This window comes from Clostridium caldaquaticum (assembly GCF_023806125.1).
GTDB lineage: Bacteria > Bacillota > Clostridia > Clostridiales > Clostridiaceae > Clostridium_AT > Clostridium_AT caldaquaticum.
The window spans coordinates 1-17603 of sequence record NZ_JAMSKT010000015.1 but is presented as its reverse complement, the minus strand read 5'-3'; the positions used below and the strand labels follow the sequence as shown (position 1 = coordinate 17603).

Genomic DNA, 17603 nt, shown 5'->3' with positions numbered 1-17603 from the left:
TATCAATCCTTCCATAGATTATTGGCTGCATACTTTAAGATAACATCGCAACAGCTTTCACAGTATCCATTAGCCTTCATTTCCTCTACCATTGCATTATATTTTGTTTCCTGTTCCTTATCTCTAACTCTAGACTTAGTTATTATTCTCGATAAATCCTTAACAGATGCCATAAGCTTCTTCTCAATAGCTTCTCTTAACGGCTCATAGGAAGTATAATCAATGCTTCCACCCTTTCTAACTACATAGAACATATAAGAAGTAACATCTGTTCTAAAACCTTTAGCCGAACTTTCAGAAACACCTATCTGCTCTTCTATGGATCTCATAAATCTCTCATCAGGCTGAAGCTCTTCTCCTGTAGCTTTATCCTTAAGTTTAGTCTTATTAACATAAGCTTCTGCATTATCAAGATAATTGTTAAACAGGGTTTCGGCCTGTTCTCTAAAGCTAACAATAAAAGCCTTTGTAATTTCTTTTTCCAAAATTTTATTATATTCTTTTCTTATTGTATCCTGTATAAAAGCAAGATATCTCTTCTTCTCGTCCTCAGCTATATCTAGCTCTTTTACGGATTTTATCATACTTTCCATAATGCTGAGAGGATTAATACAATTATGTTCAGAATTTGTAAGTGCATTATCTATAGCCTTAACTACAAATCTTGTAGAAATGCCATACATACCTTCTCTCATACCTGCTTCTTCTCTAAGCTCAGTAATATCAATCTTTTTAGTAGTACCCTTTTCAACTATTTCATCTCCATTATAAATCTTAAGCTTTGTCATAGGATCGGCCTTAGCTGAAGGTGTAAGCCTTGATAGCACAGCAAACATTGCAGCTGTTTCTATTGTGTGAGGTGCTATATGAGCCTTGAAGTTACTCTTTTTAAGTATCTTTTCATATATCTTCATTTCTTCATTTAATTCTAAACAATAAGGAACTTCTATTTTTACAATTCTATCTAAAATAGCTTCGTTTGTATGGTCTGACTTAAATCTATTCCATTCTGCCTCATTTGAGTGTGCTAAAATTACTCCATCAAAATAAATCATAGAGCCCTTACCTGGTGATGGAATAGATTTTTCCTGAGTGGCTGTTATTATTGTGTGTAAATACTCTACATCGTTTTTAAATACTTCTATAAACTCTACCATACCTCTATTTCCAACATTAAAAGCACCATTTAAAGAAAATACCCTTGGATCATCTTCTGGATACATATCCATCTTTGATATATCTATTGAACCTGTAAGTATGGATGTATCTTGATTATTGGGATCTACTGGCGGAACTACTCCTATGCCTTTTCTAGACCTTATTGAGAAAGTATTTGTTACTACGGGAACTTTTTCATATTCTCCATTATACTCATGCATAAGCCTGTACCTGCAAGCAGGGCACAAGTCACCTTCTATTTGTACTCCCAATAATTCTTCAAAGTTTTTTCTTAAATGCTTCGGTATTAAATGAAGTGGTTCTTCCATCATAGGACAGCCTTTTATTGAATATATTGGCGGCGCTGCTTCTAAAGCTTTTTTTAAAGCTTCTACTAAAGAAGACTTACCTGCACCAACAGGTCCTACTAAATATAAAACCTGTCTAGACTCCTCGCCTTTCATAGCTGCAGCATGAAAATAATTAACTATTTTCATCAAAACTTTATCAATACCAAAAAAATCATCCTTAAAAAAATTGTATCTTTTTATTACTTCATTACCGTATATCTTTCTAATCCTTTGATTTTCTTCTGGCTTTAAAACCTCAAATCCTTTTCCTACAATTATATCGTGCATTCTTTTATGGGCAAGCTTTGCTACATCTGGATTTTCCTTTACAATTTCAAGATAATCAAGCAAGGTCCCTTCAAACTTGTTCTTCTTCTGCTGCTCTCTATCATTACTAATCAAGTCCTTAAAATTCATATAGGCCACCTCCAAAAATTTGTGGTTATTATATTTTATTTTATAAGACAGGCACTTTATGACTGCAATTTACAATATACAATCCTTTAATATACAATAAAAAAGAACTTGGTTATACCAAGCTCTCTAAATTATCCATTATTATTTTGGTTACTATTCTCATTATTTGTATTATTTCCTTGATTTTTATCATTTTTATTAAACATCATATAAGCACCAACGCCAAGTCCTAGAAGTGCCATCTTACCTAAAGAAGGCATCATTCTATTTCTTCTTCTCATATAACTCACCTCTTTCAGTATTGTTCATTTTATTTTTTTCATAAAGAGAAAAGTTTATTCTAAAAAACTTTAAGTTTAATCTTAATTACTTTTAAGCTAAAATACGTTCTACAACCTTTGGATCATACTGTTTGTTTCTAAGCATTTCTATTTCATATTTATAAGGAGGCTTTTTATTCCCATTTTCATCTACAACATACGGTGTTTCAAGAATCTTAGGAATATCTTTTAAAAGCTCGTGATGAGCTACGTAAGATAGTGCTTCAAATCCTATAGCTCCAAAACCTATATTTTCATGCCTGTCTTTTTTAGATCCTAATGGGTTTTTGCTGTCATTTAGGTGAATAACCTTTAACCTATCTAGCCCTATTATTTTATCGAACTCTTTAAGTATGCCGTCAAAATTATTAACTACATCATAGCCTGCATCATTTATATGACAGGTATCGAGGCATATGCTTAACTTTTCATTATGCACAACCCCTTCAATTATTTGTGCAAGCTGCTCAAAGTTTCTGCCACATTCTGACCCTTTTCCAGCCATAGTTTCCAATGCTATTTGAACATTTTGTTCTTTATCAATTACCTCATTAAGTCCTTTAATAATCTGAGCAATTCCCTTTTCTTCTCCAGCACCTACATGAGCTCCAGGATGAAGAACTATTTGTTTTGCTTTTTGCAGAGCTTCCGTTCTTTTTATTTCTTCACGAAGAAAATTTACTGCAAGCTCAAAAGTTTCAAGTTTTTCACTATTTCCTAAGTTAATTATATAAGGTGCATGTACAATAATCTCTTCTATTCCATTACTATTCATATGTTCTATAGCTTTGTCTATATTTAAATCCTCTATAGCCTTGCGTACTGTATTTTGGGGTGCACCTGTATATACCATAAAAGTATTTGCACCATAAGAAACCGCCTCCTCCGAAGAACCAAGAAGCATCTTTTTTCCGCTCATAGAAACATGAGACCCAATCTTTAACATAAAATCACCTCGTATATAGTATGTAATACTTATTATTATATACTAATCATTGTTATTATCATAATAACATAAAATTTTCATTTATAAAACATATTTATTTTAACTTTTTATATTATAACTCATTTATAAGCATTTTTCCTCAATTCTTTTACATATATTCTTTAACATTTGCAAATACTAAAATTATATATAAATATAAATTTTATATGTAAGGAGAATAATTATGACAAAAGGAGAAAATAAAGCTAAAAATCAACAACAAAATAAAACTCCCAGCAATAATAAAGGAAACAGCATGGGAATGAATACCCTTCAAACTACTCGTTCTCATAAAAATCCTGATCCAAGAACCTAATATATGCTAAAAATCCGCATTATATTTAATGCGGATTTTTATGAATTTATTTAATTGTAACTTGAGCTGCTTTATCTCCAGAGTTTTTCACTCCTGTTTCTAACTTAATGCTTTCTACTTTATCCATATTAGTTATTATAACCGGAGAAACCACACTCTTTGCTTTTTCTTTTAGAAAATCTAAATCTAAAGATAAAAGCAAGTCTCCTTTTTTAACTTTATCCCCCTGCTCAACATGAGCTGTAAAACCTTGACCATTGAGGCTTACAGTATCAACACCAATATGCACTAAAATCTCTAAACCTTCCTTTGTAGTTATAGCTGCAGCATGCTTTGTTGGAAATAATACAGTTATCTCACCATCTGCAGGAGCATACACCTTATTACCTTTTGGAACAACTGCAAAACCATCTCCTAAAAGCTTACCTGAGAAAACTTCATCTGGAACTTCACTTAATTCAACTACTTCTCCATCCATTGGACTTAATATTGAATAAGAACCAGACTCTACTTTGCTTTCTTTATCTACAGCTACATCATCAAGACTTTCTGAATTTTCTGAAGGCACATAGCCATTTGATATTATAGTTTTTATATCATCTTTAATCTTTTCTGCTTCAGTTCCAAATATTGCTTGAACATTGTTTCCTGCCACTAATACCCCTGCTGCACCAAGAGCTTTTAAAGCACCTTGATTTACTTTAGTTACATCTTTTAAGGTAAGTCTTAATCTTGTTATGCAGGCATCCAATACATCAATGTTTTCCTTACCCCCTATAGCCTCTAATACTTTAAAAGCTCTTTCACTTCCTTTAGCATTTATAGGCATTTGCATATCGTTATCTTCATCTTCTCTTCCAGGTGTCTTTATGTTTAATGCCTTTATTGTGAAGTAAAATACTACAAAATACAGTGCAAAGAAGGCTAAACCTACTACCCAAATAAGCCAAGGATTACCAGCAAACTTAAAGCCTAGTAGATAGTCTATAAAAGAAGCTGAGAATGTATATCCTAATCTAATCTTTAACAGGCTTGTAACAATTCCTGATAAAAATGCTGCAAGCACATGGAATATAAATAATATAGGAGCTACGAATATAAATGAAAATTCAATTGGTTCAGTAATACCAGTTAAGAAAGCAACAAAGGCTGCAGAAATCATCATACCTGATACTTTCTTTCTATTTTCCTTTTTAGCTGCTGCAATAATGGCAACTGCGGCTCCAGGAAGTCCAAACATTAAAATTGGAAATTCAGAAGCCATAAATATTCCCGCTGTCGGATCGCCTTGAAAATATCTAGCAGAATCTCCAAAATATTTTACACCATTAGAAACATATTCTCCAAACTGGTATAAAAATGGCGGATAATACATATGATGAAGTCCAACTGGAATCAATAATCTTTTACCAGCTGCATAAAATGCCGGTCCTAGCACTGAAGTACTTGCCCATTGTGCAAATATATTTATTGCATTTTGTATTGGTTCCCAAACATTAACTCCAACTATTCCAAAAGCTAGAGCTGCTACTGATGTAATTATAGGTACAAATCTCTTTCCTCCAAAGAAGCCAAGCACTTGAGGCAGCTTTACGTTATGGAATTTATTATAAAGATATCCCGCAATAAGACCTATAGCAATACCACCGAACACACCCATGTTTATAGTACTTTTAGAAACTATATCACTATATGCTGGAGTAGCCATAAAGTCTTTAATAGACATATTCTGAGCTGCTGCAGCTTTTTCTGCAAGAGCCATAGCTGCATTGCTGCTTGCTACTTTAATTACAGCTTGAAGAATAAACTGACCTACTACTGCAGCTAATGCGGCAACTCCTTCTCCACCTGAAAAACCTATAGCAACACCAGCTGCAAAAATCATTGGTAGATTGCCAAATATAGCATCTCCCGCTTGTGCCATATAAGGCAGGTTTAATAAATCCGCCTGTCCGAACCTTAGTAAAAGTCCAGCAGCAGGTAAAACAGAAACCGGCAGCATTAATGACTTACCTATTTTCTGAAGTACAGCAAATAATTTTTTCATCTAAAAGTCCTCCTTTTTGTAGTTCTTGTTTTCTAGTATTCCTATTCAGAGATGTGTAAATACAAAAAAATAAAGCACGAGCAAAAAATAATTACAAGTAGCAATTATTTTAAGCTCGTGCCTAATTTAATAGTAACACTGCTTATATCTCTGAAAGTCTTCTAAGATGAAGAGCAATATAACCAATTTCATCTTCAGGAATTTTTACTGAAAACAAATTTTCAATTTTAAATGCGATTTTTATCGCTAAATCGTACTCATTATACATTTCTTTTTTTATATTGTCAAGCAAATAATTTTTAATAGTTTTTTTATTAACTACTCTTTGAAGCATAAAATTAATATGTGTAATAGTTCTTATATATTCTATGGAATTTTTGTCTAAATTCTTTTTTAAAAGCTTTAAAATCAAATCCATAACAGAACCTATTTTTTTTGTAAATGTCAAAGCAGCACTTACTTTTTCTTGATTAACAGCAGCTTTTATGTGCATGGCAATAAAACCTATTTCATCTTCTGGAAGATTAACTGATAGTCTCTCATTTATCATTTTTAAAGCTCTTCTTGCTAAATCATACTCTTTTGGATATAAAGCCATTAATTCATGTAAAAATGGATTTTCAATTCTTACACCTTGATTTATTCTAGTAATAGCAAAATTGATATGATCCGGAAGAGATACATGTATAGCTTCACTGAGCTTAACTGCAAGCTCCTTTTCGCATAAAGATATTATTTCTTCAGAAAGCCCCACTATCTCTATACTAATATTCTGTAAAACCTTATTAAAATTCTCCTCCCCTTCCCCTTGTTTAACAAAAATACTTTCAATTCTATCTTGAGAAATCTTATCGCCTTTACGGGAGTTAAATCCAATAGCTTTTCCAACTAAAACAAATTCATTATTATTTTTTTCTGCAATTACTACGTTATTATTTAATGCTTTTTTTATTACATATTGCTCCATAAAAGTCCTCCAGAACAACTCACCTTAAATAATATTATTTACTGTAAGTATAACATATATTTATCACAATCTTAATCATATAAAAATATTTTTCTATGGATATATATGGATAAGTATTTTTTTACAGTAGTTAGTGGAATACTAAATATAGTTTATAAAAAGGTGGTAATGTATATGGATATTAGCATTATTGGTGTACCAATTTTCTACGGTGCAGATAAAAAGGGACCTGAATATGGTCCTTCAAAACTAAGAGAAAAAAAAATAGTTGAAGTAATAGGAAAACATAATCATAGAGTATTTGATTTCGGAGACCTTTATGTGCCTGAGGTTAAAGAATATAATAAATTTTTCTCTCATCCTAACATGAAGTATCTTGATCCTATAGTTCAGGTTAACAACAATCTTGCTCATATTGTATACTCTTCAATAATGGGAGGAAGCTTTCCTCTAATTATTGGCGGAGATCATTCTTTAGGACTTGGTAGCGTTGCTGGGGCAAGCAAAGCTTTTAAAAGCTTTGCGGTTATATGGATAGATGCTCATGGAGATATCAATACTCAAGAGACTAGCGAAAGCGGAAACGTACACGGTATGTCTCTAGCTAAAGCTATGGGAATCGGTTATCCTGACTTAGTTGATGTATACTTTAAGGGAAAAAAAGTAGAAAATGAAAATGTGTACATAGTGGGAGCCAGAGATTTAGATAAAGGAGAATATGACTTGATAAAAAAAGAAGATTTAAATGTATACACAGCTAAAAGAATTCATGAATATGGCATAAAACACGTAGTAAATGAGGTGCTTGAAAATCTTAAGAATAAAAACATTGAAAATGTTCATCTTAGCTTTGACTTAGATTTTATAGATGCTCAGTTTGTTCCTGGTACAGGTACTCCTGTACATAATGGTATGACAATAGAAGAAACAGAAACCCTGCTAAAAATGTTTGCAGATTCAAAGCTTATAAAATCCATGGATTTTGTTGAATTAAATCCATTATTAGATAGAAACGATACTACAGCTGATTTGGCAATTGATTTATTAGACTGGACTTTTAAACACATATAAAATAAATTGAACTGATACAAAGTGTAGATAATAATTTTACTAAATCTATATTTTTGTTTTAATATAACATTCAAACTTCATTATTCTTAATTTTAAATATTTTTTTATAAATATTATTGCTTTTTTGTAATACTAATTATATAATAATAAAAAAGAAATTTATTATCTATGACGAGGAGAGTATATATAAAGTAGATTTTCAGCGAGTTAGGAATGGTGTGAGCCTAATATGAAGCTTATATAGAAGAACACCTCTGAGATGTTAACCGAAATGCAAAAAGTAGGCTTAACCGGTTGCTTACCGTTAAAATAGCTAGGTATCGATAACTATTACTATCCGTACCGACAGAGTTGAGTAAAATCTATTAGGATGGCACAGCGGATTTATCCGTTCCTATATAAATATAGGAACGGTTTTTTATTTTCCTATAAACCTAATAAGATTTTTGCTAATATGGGTGGCACCGCGGAATATTTATCCGTCCCAGTACTTTTTTATATAAAGTATTGGGACGGATTTTTTATTTACTAGCACAAAAAGGAGGAATTTATTATGGAAAGGACTTATGTTTGCGAAGTTAAAGAAAGCACAGATACCAGCGTGCTTCTAAGAGGATGGATTCATAAAATTCATGATCTTGGAAAAATTACTTTTATTCAGTTAAGAGATAAAACAGGGATTATTCAGCTCGTGCTGGATAAAAAATTTGAAGAACGTCTCAAACTTGAAATGTGTATAGAAGTACTGGGTGAGAAAGCTTTTAACGAAAAAGCTCCAGGAGGGATAGAAATCCTGGTAAACAGTATTCAGGTTATAGGAAAAGCCTACTACGATAACCTTCCCTTTGAAATAAATAACTATAAAATAAAAGCAGCCCTTGAAACACAACTTGATTATAGAACAATAAGTTTAAGAAGACCAAAGCTTAGAGCAGTTTTTAAAATACAGGAAGAAATAACAGAAGCATTCAGACTCTATCTTAGAGAAAAAAGATTCTCAGAAATTCATACTCCTAAGATCATATCCTCCAGCACAGAAGGCGGCTCTGAAATGTTTACTGTTAATTACTTTAACAGACGTGCATTTTTAGCACAAAGCCCTCAATTTTACAAGCAGATGATGGTAGGAGCAGGCTTTGAAAGAGTATTTGAAATAGGTCATGCATATAGAGCTGAGCTTCACAACACCTGGAGACACTTAAACGAATATGTTAGCCTCGATGTGGAAATGGGCTTTATAAAAGATGAATTTGACCTAATGACACTAGAAGAAGGCTTTATAAACTTTTTATTCAAGCATTTAAAGAAAACCTGCAGTGAAGAGCTTCAAATGCACAATATAGAGCTTCCAGACAATGTAGAAATTCCTAAAATACCATTAGGAGAAGTACAAAAGCTTCTGCTTGAAAAATTCAACAAGAAATCTCCTGTAGGAAATATAGATGCTGAGGGAGAAGTACTGCTTTCTAAGTATATTAAAGAAACCTATCACAGCGACTTTGTTTTCCTAACTAAATATCCTGTTTCAAAAAGACCAATGTATACTATGCCAGACAGCGAAATTGAAGGAGTCACTAAAAGCTTTGACCTTATATACAAAGGACTTGAGATTACAACAGGAGGACAAAGAATACATGACTATGAAATGCTGAAAGAGAATATAATAAAATTCGGCTTAAATCCTGATGACTTCAGCTTCTATCTTGACAGTTTTAAATACGGCATGCCTCCTCACGGTGGATTTGCCATAGGACTTGAAAGACTTACCATGAAAATACTTGACCTTGAGAATATAAGAGAAGCTACCCTGCTTCCACGAGATATGAAAAGACTAGAACCATAGAAAAGGAGGAATAAATAAATGAAAATAAGTATAGATGAAGTTAATTATATTGCAAAGCTTGCAAAATTAAAATTTACAGAGGAAGAAGCAGAAAAAATGGCAGAAGAATTTGAAGGCATTCTAAATCATTTTGAATCCATTGATAAATTTGATTTATCTGATGTTCAGCTTGATATTTATAGCGAAGATTTAATGCCCCATCTAAGAAAAGATGTAACTTCTGTTTTTGAAGACAAGAAAAAACTTTACCAAAATGTAAAATCCATGACTAATACTTGTATAAAAGTACCAAAAATAATTGAATAGGTGGTGAAATAAATATGAAAATAGAAACCATGACTGTACACCAAATAAAAAGCGGTATTGCCCATAAAGAATTTACCGCTGAGGAAGTTATAACCTCTCTTTTTGAAAGAATAAAGACAATAGAACCAAAGGTGGATGCCTATATTACACTATGTAAGGAAGATGCACTTTTGCAGGCAAGAAAGATAGATGAAAAAGTTAAAACCGGTAAGCCCCTCGGAAAATTTGCAGGAGTTCCTATAGCTATTAAGGATAATATATGTACTGATGGAGTAAAAACTACTTGTGCCTCCAAAATGCTTCATGATTTTATACCTCCTTATGATGCCACAGTAATAAAGAAACTTAAGGAAGCTGATGCAATAATAATAGGAAAAACAAACATGGATGAGTTTGCAATGGGTTCTTCTACAGAGAACTCAGCTTTTAAGAAAACTAAAAATCCTTGGGACCTTGAAAGAGTTCCTGGCGGTTCCTCAGGAGGTTCTGCGGCAGTAGTTTCCGCTGGCATAGCTCCAGTTTCTTTAGGCTCTGATACTGGGGGTTCCATAAGACAGCCTGCAGCCTTTTGCGGTGTTGTAGGACTTAAGCCAACCTATGGCCTAGTTTCCAGATTTGGTCTTATTGCCTTTGGTTCCTCTTTAGACCAAATTGGGCCTTTTTCAAAAACTGTTAAAGACTGCGCTTTAACTCTCGAAGTAATTCAAGGAAATGACCCTCTTGATAACACTTCAGTAAAACATAAAATCAAGGAAGATTATTTAAGCTGCCTGGAAGACGGCGTTAAGGGAATGAAAATTGGAGTTCCTAAAGAGTTTTTCAAGGCTGGTCTTGACAAAGAAATAGCTGCTTCTATAAAAGAATGCATAGAAAGATTAAAGCTATTAGGTGCTATTGTTGAGGAAATATCTCTTCCTGTAACCGAAGAAGGTTTATCTGCATACTATATAATTTCCTCTGCAGAAGCAAGCTCAAACCTTGCAAGATTTGACGGAATAAGATACGGATATAGACCAAAAGAATTTGACGGAATAGATGATTTAATGGAAAGAAGCAGAAGTGAAGCCTTTGGAAGAGAAGTTAAAAGAAGAATAATGCTTGGAACCTATGCCCTTTCCTCTGGTTATTACGATGCTTACTATAGCAGAGCACAGAAACTTAAAAAGAAAATCAAGGAACAGTTTAAAGCTGCTTTTGAAAAGTATGATATTATACTAAGTCCTGTATCTCCTATTCTTCCTTTTAAAAGTGGAGAAAAGAGCCACAATCCACTTGAAATGTATCTTGCGGATATATATACAGTTAATATAAATTTAGCTGGACTTCCTGCTTTATCTTTGCCCTGCGGTTTTAGCAAAACAGGACTTCCGATTGGTCTTCAAATAATAGGATCTCACTATGGAGAAGAAAAAATATTCAAAGCTGCCTATGCTATTGAACAGGATTTAAAGCTTACAGATAAAATACCTGAACTATAATTTAGAATAAAGGAGGATATAGTTAATGAGTTTTGAAACTATAATAGGTGTTGAAATACATGCTGAATTGCACACTAAGTCTAAATTATTTTGTTCCTGTTCCACAGAATTTGGTGCAAAGCCAAACGCCAATACCTGTCCGATTTGTCTCGGACTACCTGGAACTCTTCCAGTTATTAACGAGGAAGCAGTAAATTTAGCAATAAAAGCTGGCACTGCATTAAACTGCAAAATAAATAAACTGAATAAAATGGATCGTAAAAACTACTTCTACCCTGATCTTCCTAAGGCTTTTCAGACTTCACAATTTGATTTGCCTATCTGCAGCGGAGGCTATGTGGAAATAGATATAGAAGGCGTAAAGAAAAAAATAAGAATAAACAGAATTCACATAGAAGAAGATGCAGGTAAGCTTTTGCACCTGGAAGATGAGCCTGTTTCTCTTATCGACTATAACCGAGTTGGAGTACCTCTTATAGAAATTGTAACAGAACCTGATTTGCGTTCCCCTAAGGAAGCTGTTATCTTTCTTAAAACACTCAAGTCAATACTTGAATATGCTGAGATTTCAGACTGCAGAATGGAACAAGGTTCTTTAAGATGTGATGCAAATATATCATTAAGAAAGTTTGGTCAGGAAACTTATAATACAAAAGTAGAGCTAAAGAACATTAATTCCTTTAAAGAGCTTCAAAAGGCACTGGAGAAAGAAGAAAGCCGTCAAAGAGAGCTATACACTTATGGAGAAGAATATAAAATAAAACAGGAAACAAGGCGTTGGGACAGTGGAAAAGGAAGAACTGTACCTATGCGTTCAAAAGAAGATGCACATGACTACAGATATTTTCCAGAACCAGACCTGCTTCCCATTATAATTGCAGAAGAACAAATCGAGAGAATAAAAAATAGTCTTCCTGAGATGCCAGCACAAAAGCAGGAAAGATTCCTAAAACAGTACGGTCTTTCAGAAAAAGAGGCTTCAATTATAGTAGACGATAAGGCACTATCTCATTTTTATGAAGAAGTCTTAACTATTGGTGCAAACCCTAAAACAGCTGCAAACTGGGTGCTTGGAGACATTTTAAGGCTCCTTAAAGAAAAAGAAATTCCCTCAGAACAAATTCCAGTACAGCCGAAATCACTTTGTGAACTTCTAACCCTCATAGAATCAGGAAGAATAAGCAACACCGCTGGAAAAGAAGTTTTTGAAGAAATGTTTAATAGCGGGAAGAACGCTGAAGAAATAGTAAAAGAAAAGGGGCTCTCACAAATAAGCGACACAGGAGAGCTTGAAAAAATTATTGCTGAAATATTAGACAGCAATCCAGACTCTATTGCAAGCTACGCTTCTGGAAAAACTCAAGCTGCAGGCTTCTTAATGGGTCAGCTTATGAAAGCATCAAAAGGAAAAGCAAATCCTAAGGTTGCAAAAAAACTATTAGAATTAAGATTAAAAGAACGATTGAATTAACCTGATATTATTGTAGCGGTAATTTAATACTAAAAATAAAAAGGAAGGAGAAAAACCTCCTTCCTTTTTATTTTCTTCTTAAACTAGCAACCTTAAGCTGCTGCATATGAGCAATTATTGATAATAAATAGTTGATAACAAAATAAATAGCTCCAAGCATACCAAAAATAGCGAAAACTTGAACCGTTGAAGCATACTGTCCCATTATAATTATTCCCTTTCCTGTCAACTCCTCAATGCCAACTGCCCATACAAACGAAGTATCCTTAATAACAGTGATAAAGGTTGAGAACAAAGGTGGAAGTACATTATGAAAAGCCTGAGGTAAAATTATGTGAAAAAGCGTCTGTGTATAAGTAAGCCCTTGAGACTCAGCAGCCTCCCACTGACCCTTATGAACAGAAGCTATTCCTGCACGAACTACCTCCGCAATTATAGCACTAGTAAATAAAGTCATAGCTGTTATACCAGCATTAATAGGCTTAAGACTAGTCATAAACCTTACAGCCAGTATGAATAAAAGCAATGGTGTATTACGAATTACTTCAATATATACACCAGCAATTCTGCTGATAACTTTATTGTTTATATAACGAGCAATCCCAAGAATTACTCCAAATATGATACTGAATATTATAGTCATAGCAGCTATATATAGGGTGGTACCTAAACCCTTAAGTAAAAACAAAAGCAATTCCAATTTAAAAAGTTCACTTATCATCGTGCCACCCCGATTCTCTTCTCTAATCTTACTGCAAACTTAGCTAAAGGTAAACAAAGCAGAAGATACAGTATAGCTGTTGCAACATAGCCTGGTCCATAGTAAAGATTATTGCTTGCCCATGAATCTGCATGGTACATTAAATCTCCCCCAGCAATCATCGCCATAACAGAAGTATTTTTAATAAGACTTACTGCCTGATTTGTAAGAGGCGGAAGCATAAGCCTTATTGCCTGAGGAAGTATTATATATCTCATTCCTTCTAGATGAGTAAAACCTTGAGATAGTGCTGATTCCATCTGTCCTACAGGTACTGCTCCAATCCCCCCTCTAACAACCTCTGAAATATAGGCTCCATGGTATATGCCAACTCCCAGCACTCCAACAGTGAATACTGGAAGGGTAATACCTAGGTGAGGAAGCATGTTATATAGAAAAAATATCTGAATAACTAATGGTGTATTTTGTATTATTGATACATAAATTTTACTTATTGTTCTAGGAATTTTATAATGCAGCGCTCCAAACACACCAAAGATAATTCCTAGGCATATAGCTAAAGCAAGTGCAGATAAAGATATTAAAATAGTTGTAAAAAAGCCTTGTGCAAAAATAGTCCAATCTTGAAATAAGGCTTCCCATTTAAATAAAGCAAATGGACCTGTCACTATTTTATACCCCACTTCTTAAGAAGGTTATCAATTTCTCCAGACTTCTTCATTTCATTTATTGTATCGTTTATCACTTTAGCTAATGCATCGTTTCCTTTTTTAGATGCTACTCCGTATTCTTGTGGAGTAAAGCGCTGTTCTAATATAACTGTTGAATCATCTACATATCCGTTTAGTATTGCTCCATCTACTGAAAAACAGTCTATACGTCCACTATCTAAAGCTGCCTTAAGTTCAGGATAACTTCCAAACTCTGAAAATGTAAGTTTAATTCCTTCCTTATCTGCTGCTTCTTGAAGTGACTTCTTACTTGTTGAACTTTGAGCAACTCCTATTTTCTTTCCATCTAGACCTTTCAAATCAGTTATACCTGAAGCTTTCTTAACCATTAAAGCAACACCATCTGTAAAATAAGAATCAGAGAAATTATAACTCTTCTTTCTTTCTTCTGTAATAGTAAAGGTTGCAGCTATCATATCTACTTCTCCGCTATCAAGTAAAGGTCCTCTAGTCTTTGCATTTACAGCCTGAAGCTCAATCTTATTTTCATCACCAAGTATTTTCTTTGCTACTGCCTTTGCTATGTCAACCTCAAAACCTTCAATCTTTGAAGTAGATGGATCTTTATAACCAAACTTTGGTACGTCCACCTTAACTCCTACTTTAAGTACTCCTCTATCTTTTATTGCTTTAATATCTTTTGCTTCACCTGTTCCAACTGCCTTTGATTGTGTTGAAGAGCAGCCAGTAAATGCAACTGCTAATGAAACAAGTAATCCTCCGATTATTAACTTACCTTTTTTCATTTTATTTCCCCCTTAAATTCTATAATTTAGTGCATTATTCTGCTTAAAAATAATTTAGTTCTTTCATGGCTTGGATTAGTAAAGAAGTGCTCTGGAGGCCCTTCTTCAAGAATTTTTCCTTGATCCACAAAAATAACTCTATCTGCAACCTTTCTTGCAAAGCCCATTTCATGAGTTACAACTACCATTGTGATACCTTCGTTTGCAAGGTCAGCCATTACATCAAGCACTTCCTGAATCATCTCTGGATCTAAAGCTGAAGTTGGTTCATCAAATAAAAGTACCTTTGGCTTCATATTTAATGCTCTGGCTATAGCAACTCTCTGCTGCTGACCTCCTGAAAGCTGAGATGGATATGAAGATGCTTTATCCTTAAGTCCAACCCTTTCTAAAAATGCCATACCTGATTCTTCTGCTTCCTTTTTAGGAACCTTTTTAACTAATATAGGTGCTAAGGTTACATTTTCTAAAACTGTTTTATGTGGGTATAAGTTAAACTGTTGAAAAACCATTGCTAAAGATTGTCTTACCTTTGTTATTGGAGCTTTAGGCGCTGTTATATCAACACCATCTACAATAATTTTACCTTCATCAGGTCTCTCTAGAAGGTTGATACCTCTAATAAGAGTACTTTTCCCTGAACCGCTTGGTCCGATAATAACAAGCTTTTCTCCGCTTTGAACTTTTAAATCAATACCTTTTAGTACATGTAAATTTCCGTAATACTTATGAACCCCTTGAAATTCTATCAACTTAAGTCACCGCCTAATTTTTTATTTGTAAAACTTTCATTATAATAAATTGCAATTAACTATTATTCAAAAACAAATGCAATATTTTTTTAATTTTATTCAATTCTAATATATATTATCATAAAATCCGACAAAATTTCAAGTTATTTTTGCAATTATTTATTTGAAATAATTCATATGTATATTAATACAACTTCGACTTTTTAAAACAAAATGCAAAACTCCAGGCTTAACCTTTCATTTTGCACTTACATGTATATCTATAATCTATATGTTAAAGTAATCCGGATTTAAGTCTATACAAAGTATAAACTTTTTATTATCAATACTCTTAAATACACAGGACATAGTCATACATAAGTTTCCTGTAGCATTTGAAATATAAGGTTCTGTAAGATACTTACTTACTTTCATATTTTTAAGAAAATAATAATACTTTTTCAAAGAATGATCTTCGCCTTTTTTAGCAGGCTTAAATATAAGACTTTTTCGCTTTAAATAATTGCCATAAGCAGATACTGTATCAGTAACTTGTATACCTTCTGGGTTTAAAATATAGATACATTCAATAATTTTATAATTATTAATTATTTCAAATAATTTATAATCAAATCTTCTTTCATCCACCTGAGAAATTTCATTTAAAATATCTTTAATTATATCACCATATTCTTTTGATTTTGTTTTCTGCTGACGTATTTTTTCTTCAAGATAAGTAGAATAGTGGGAAGCAACCTTTCTAATAGGCTGATTAAAGGTTTTAATCATGCTGCTTGATATTTTTTGCGGAGTAGCAAAGTAATATCCCTGAAGCATATCAGCACCAAGCTCAATAGCTTTCATTGCTTCCTCTTCAGTTTCAATCCCCTCAGCTACAACCATTGCTCCAAGAGTTTTAGAAAGACTTACAAGGGATTTAAAAACTTCCTGCTTGTAATAATCAATATGAATTTCTTTTACTATAGCCATATCTATTTTGATTATATCTGGTCTTACAATAGCAATTCTATCAAGATTTGAACGTCCAGAACCTATATCATCTAATGCTATTAAAAAGCCATAATTTCTATAAGTTTCAATAAACCTGGTAAGAGCTTGAACATTACTTACTTTTGATTCAACAAATTCCAAAACTATATTCCCAGGCTTAATATTATATTTATTGACAAGATTTATAACAAATCCTGAACCTACTGTTTCATCTGTCATAGTAGAAATATCAATATTTAAAAACAATAACATATCTTTATGTTTTAAATAAATTTCACAAAAATTTTCAATAACTTTTTCTCTGCATATTCTATCAAGCAATACGTTTTTTTTATCCTTAGATGCTTTTTTAAATAATGAAAGGGGATCTATAAGTTCATTTTCAAAAACTCCTCTACTTAATCCCTCTAGTCCTATAGTTGATTTTTTGACTATGGAAACTACAGGCTGATAATGCACTTCTATAGATTCTTCTTCTATAATATTATTTAAAATAGTACTAGTAACTTCTTTCATGTTCTTTTCCCTTCACTTATATCGAATTTATATATTTGTTATATTATACTCTTTTATTAGAAGCAAGCCAATAAAAAACCTCTTATATTGCCTACAAAAATATATTATAACATTATAATATTTAAACGCTGCTTCAAATTAAATACTTTAATTATCTAGATAATTGTTTTTAATATTTCGTTAATGTAAACGAAAAAAATGTTTTATATTGTGCATTTTTTTCAATATTTAAGTTATAAATTGATAATTTCAAAACGACGATTTCAAGCATAGTAATTCTATAGGAAACTTTTTTGCAAAAAAGAAAAAAACACTAAGTTTTTACTTAGTGTTTTTTATAACCTGGCAACGACCTACTCTTCCACAGAGCCTCCCCTGCAGTACCATCGGCACTGTGAAGCTTAACCATCGTGTTCGG

General features: G+C 32.9%; 16 protein-coding genes, 1 rRNA gene and 1 other annotated feature. Of the genes, 6 read left to right on the top strand and 11 right to left on the bottom strand.

The window, feature by feature from the left end; translation table 11 throughout:
• Positions 1-2: 2 nt before the first annotated feature.
• The 3 genes from M2651_RS10430 to M2651_RS10420 form a co-directional block, all read right to left on the bottom strand.
• Entirely contained in the window at positions 3-1925 is a 1923-nt protein-coding gene (locus M2651_RS10430) for a PrkA family serine protein kinase (protein WP_252132292.1), read from the bottom strand.
• 131 nt (positions 1926-2056) lie between these two features.
• Positions 2057-2206 carry a hypothetical protein gene (locus M2651_RS10425; protein ID WP_252132291.1) on the bottom strand — a complete coding sequence of 50 codons (150 nt, stop codon included), beginning with the start codon at positions 2204-2206 and terminating at the stop codon, positions 2057-2059.
• 91 nt (positions 2207-2297) lie between these two features.
• Positions 2298-3191, bottom strand: a complete 894-nt coding sequence (locus tag M2651_RS10420) for a deoxyribonuclease IV (protein ID WP_252132290.1) — start codon at positions 3189-3191, stop codon at positions 2298-2300.
• A 223-nt stretch (positions 3192-3414) separates the two neighbouring features.
• Here M2651_RS10420 and M2651_RS14360 point away from each other — a divergent pair, with 223 nt between their 5' ends.
• Positions 3415-3546 (top strand): hypothetical protein, encoded by a 132-nt coding sequence (locus M2651_RS14360; RefSeq protein WP_286207985.1) that lies wholly within the window; start codon positions 3415-3417, stop codon positions 3544-3546.
• 46 nt (positions 3547-3592) lie between these two features.
• On the opposite strand, the gene M2651_RS10415 is transcribed toward M2651_RS14360, so the two are convergent.
• Together M2651_RS10415 and M2651_RS10410 are read right to left on the bottom strand one after the other, a co-directional pair.
• On the bottom strand, positions 3593-5593 hold the full coding sequence (locus M2651_RS10415; RefSeq protein WP_252132289.1) for a PTS sugar transporter subunit IIABC: 2001 nt from the start codon (positions 5591-5593) through the stop codon (positions 3593-3595).
• Positions 5594-5735: 142 nt separating this feature from the next.
• Positions 5736-6560 (bottom strand): PRD domain-containing protein, encoded by an 825-nt coding sequence (locus M2651_RS10410; RefSeq protein WP_252132288.1) that lies wholly within the window; start codon positions 6558-6560, stop codon positions 5736-5738.
• A 174-nt stretch (positions 6561-6734) separates the two neighbouring features.
• Here M2651_RS10410 and rocF point away from each other — a divergent pair, with 174 nt between their 5' ends.
• From rocF to gatB, 5 genes are all read left to right on the top strand, one after another.
• Positions 6735-7631, top strand: coding sequence for an arginase (gene rocF, locus M2651_RS10405; protein WP_252132287.1), 897 nt, complete (start codon positions 6735-6737; stop codon positions 7629-7631).
• A 159-nt stretch (positions 7632-7790) separates the two neighbouring features.
• Positions 7791-8121 (top strand) — a binding site (T-box leader).
• 63 nt (positions 8122-8184) lie between these two features.
• Positions 8185-9474: an aspartate--tRNA(Asn) ligase gene (gene aspS / locus M2651_RS10400; RefSeq protein WP_252132286.1), complete on the top strand. Its 1290-nt coding sequence runs from the start codon at positions 8185-8187 to the stop codon at positions 9472-9474.
• Between the two features lie 18 nt (positions 9475-9492).
• Positions 9493-9780, top strand: coding sequence for an Asp-tRNA(Asn)/Glu-tRNA(Gln) amidotransferase subunit GatC (gatC, locus tag M2651_RS10395; protein WP_252132285.1), 288 nt, complete (start codon positions 9493-9495; stop codon positions 9778-9780).
• A 14-nt stretch (positions 9781-9794) separates the two neighbouring features.
• Positions 9795-11258, top strand: a complete 1464-nt coding sequence (gatA, locus tag M2651_RS10390; RefSeq protein ID WP_252132284.1) for an Asp-tRNA(Asn)/Glu-tRNA(Gln) amidotransferase subunit GatA — start codon at positions 9795-9797, stop codon at positions 11256-11258.
• A gap of 25 nt (positions 11259-11283) precedes the next feature.
• Complete coding sequence (gene gatB, locus M2651_RS10385; protein ID WP_252132283.1) at positions 11284-12729, top strand: Asp-tRNA(Asn)/Glu-tRNA(Gln) amidotransferase subunit GatB; 1446 nt, start codon at positions 11284-11286, stop codon at positions 12727-12729.
• Positions 12730-12796: 67 nt separating this feature from the next.
• Here gatB and M2651_RS10380 read toward each other — a convergent pair whose 3' ends face one another.
• The 6 genes from M2651_RS10380 to rrf all read right to left on the bottom strand — a co-directional run.
• Positions 12797-13450: an amino acid ABC transporter permease gene (locus tag M2651_RS10380; RefSeq protein ID WP_252132282.1), complete on the bottom strand. Its 654-nt coding sequence runs from the start codon at positions 13448-13450 to the stop codon at positions 12797-12799.
• Positions 13447-14118 carry an amino acid ABC transporter permease gene (locus M2651_RS10375; RefSeq protein ID WP_252132281.1) on the bottom strand — a complete coding sequence of 224 codons (672 nt, stop codon included), beginning with the start codon at positions 14116-14118 and terminating at the stop codon, positions 13447-13449. The genes M2651_RS10380 and M2651_RS10375 overlap by 4 nt, the downstream gene beginning before the upstream one ends.
• Entirely contained in the window at positions 14118-14927 is an 810-nt protein-coding gene (locus tag M2651_RS10370; protein WP_252132280.1) for a transporter substrate-binding domain-containing protein, read from the bottom strand. Before M2651_RS10370 ends, M2651_RS10375 begins: the two co-directional genes overlap by 1 nt.
• 26 nt (positions 14928-14953) lie before the next feature.
• The gene (locus tag M2651_RS10365) at positions 14954-15679 is read right to left on the bottom strand and encodes an amino acid ABC transporter ATP-binding protein (protein WP_252132279.1); all 726 of its coding nucleotides are present in this window, start codon (positions 15677-15679) and stop codon (positions 14954-14956) included.
• A 267-nt stretch (positions 15680-15946) separates the two neighbouring features.
• Positions 15947-17185 carry an EAL domain-containing protein gene (locus M2651_RS10360; RefSeq protein WP_252132278.1) on the bottom strand — a complete coding sequence of 413 codons (1239 nt, stop codon included), beginning with the start codon at positions 17183-17185 and terminating at the stop codon, positions 15947-15949.
• Positions 17186-17525: 340 nt separating this feature from the next.
• Positions 17526-17603 (bottom strand): 5S ribosomal RNA (rrf, locus tag M2651_RS14500); the annotation flags it as partial.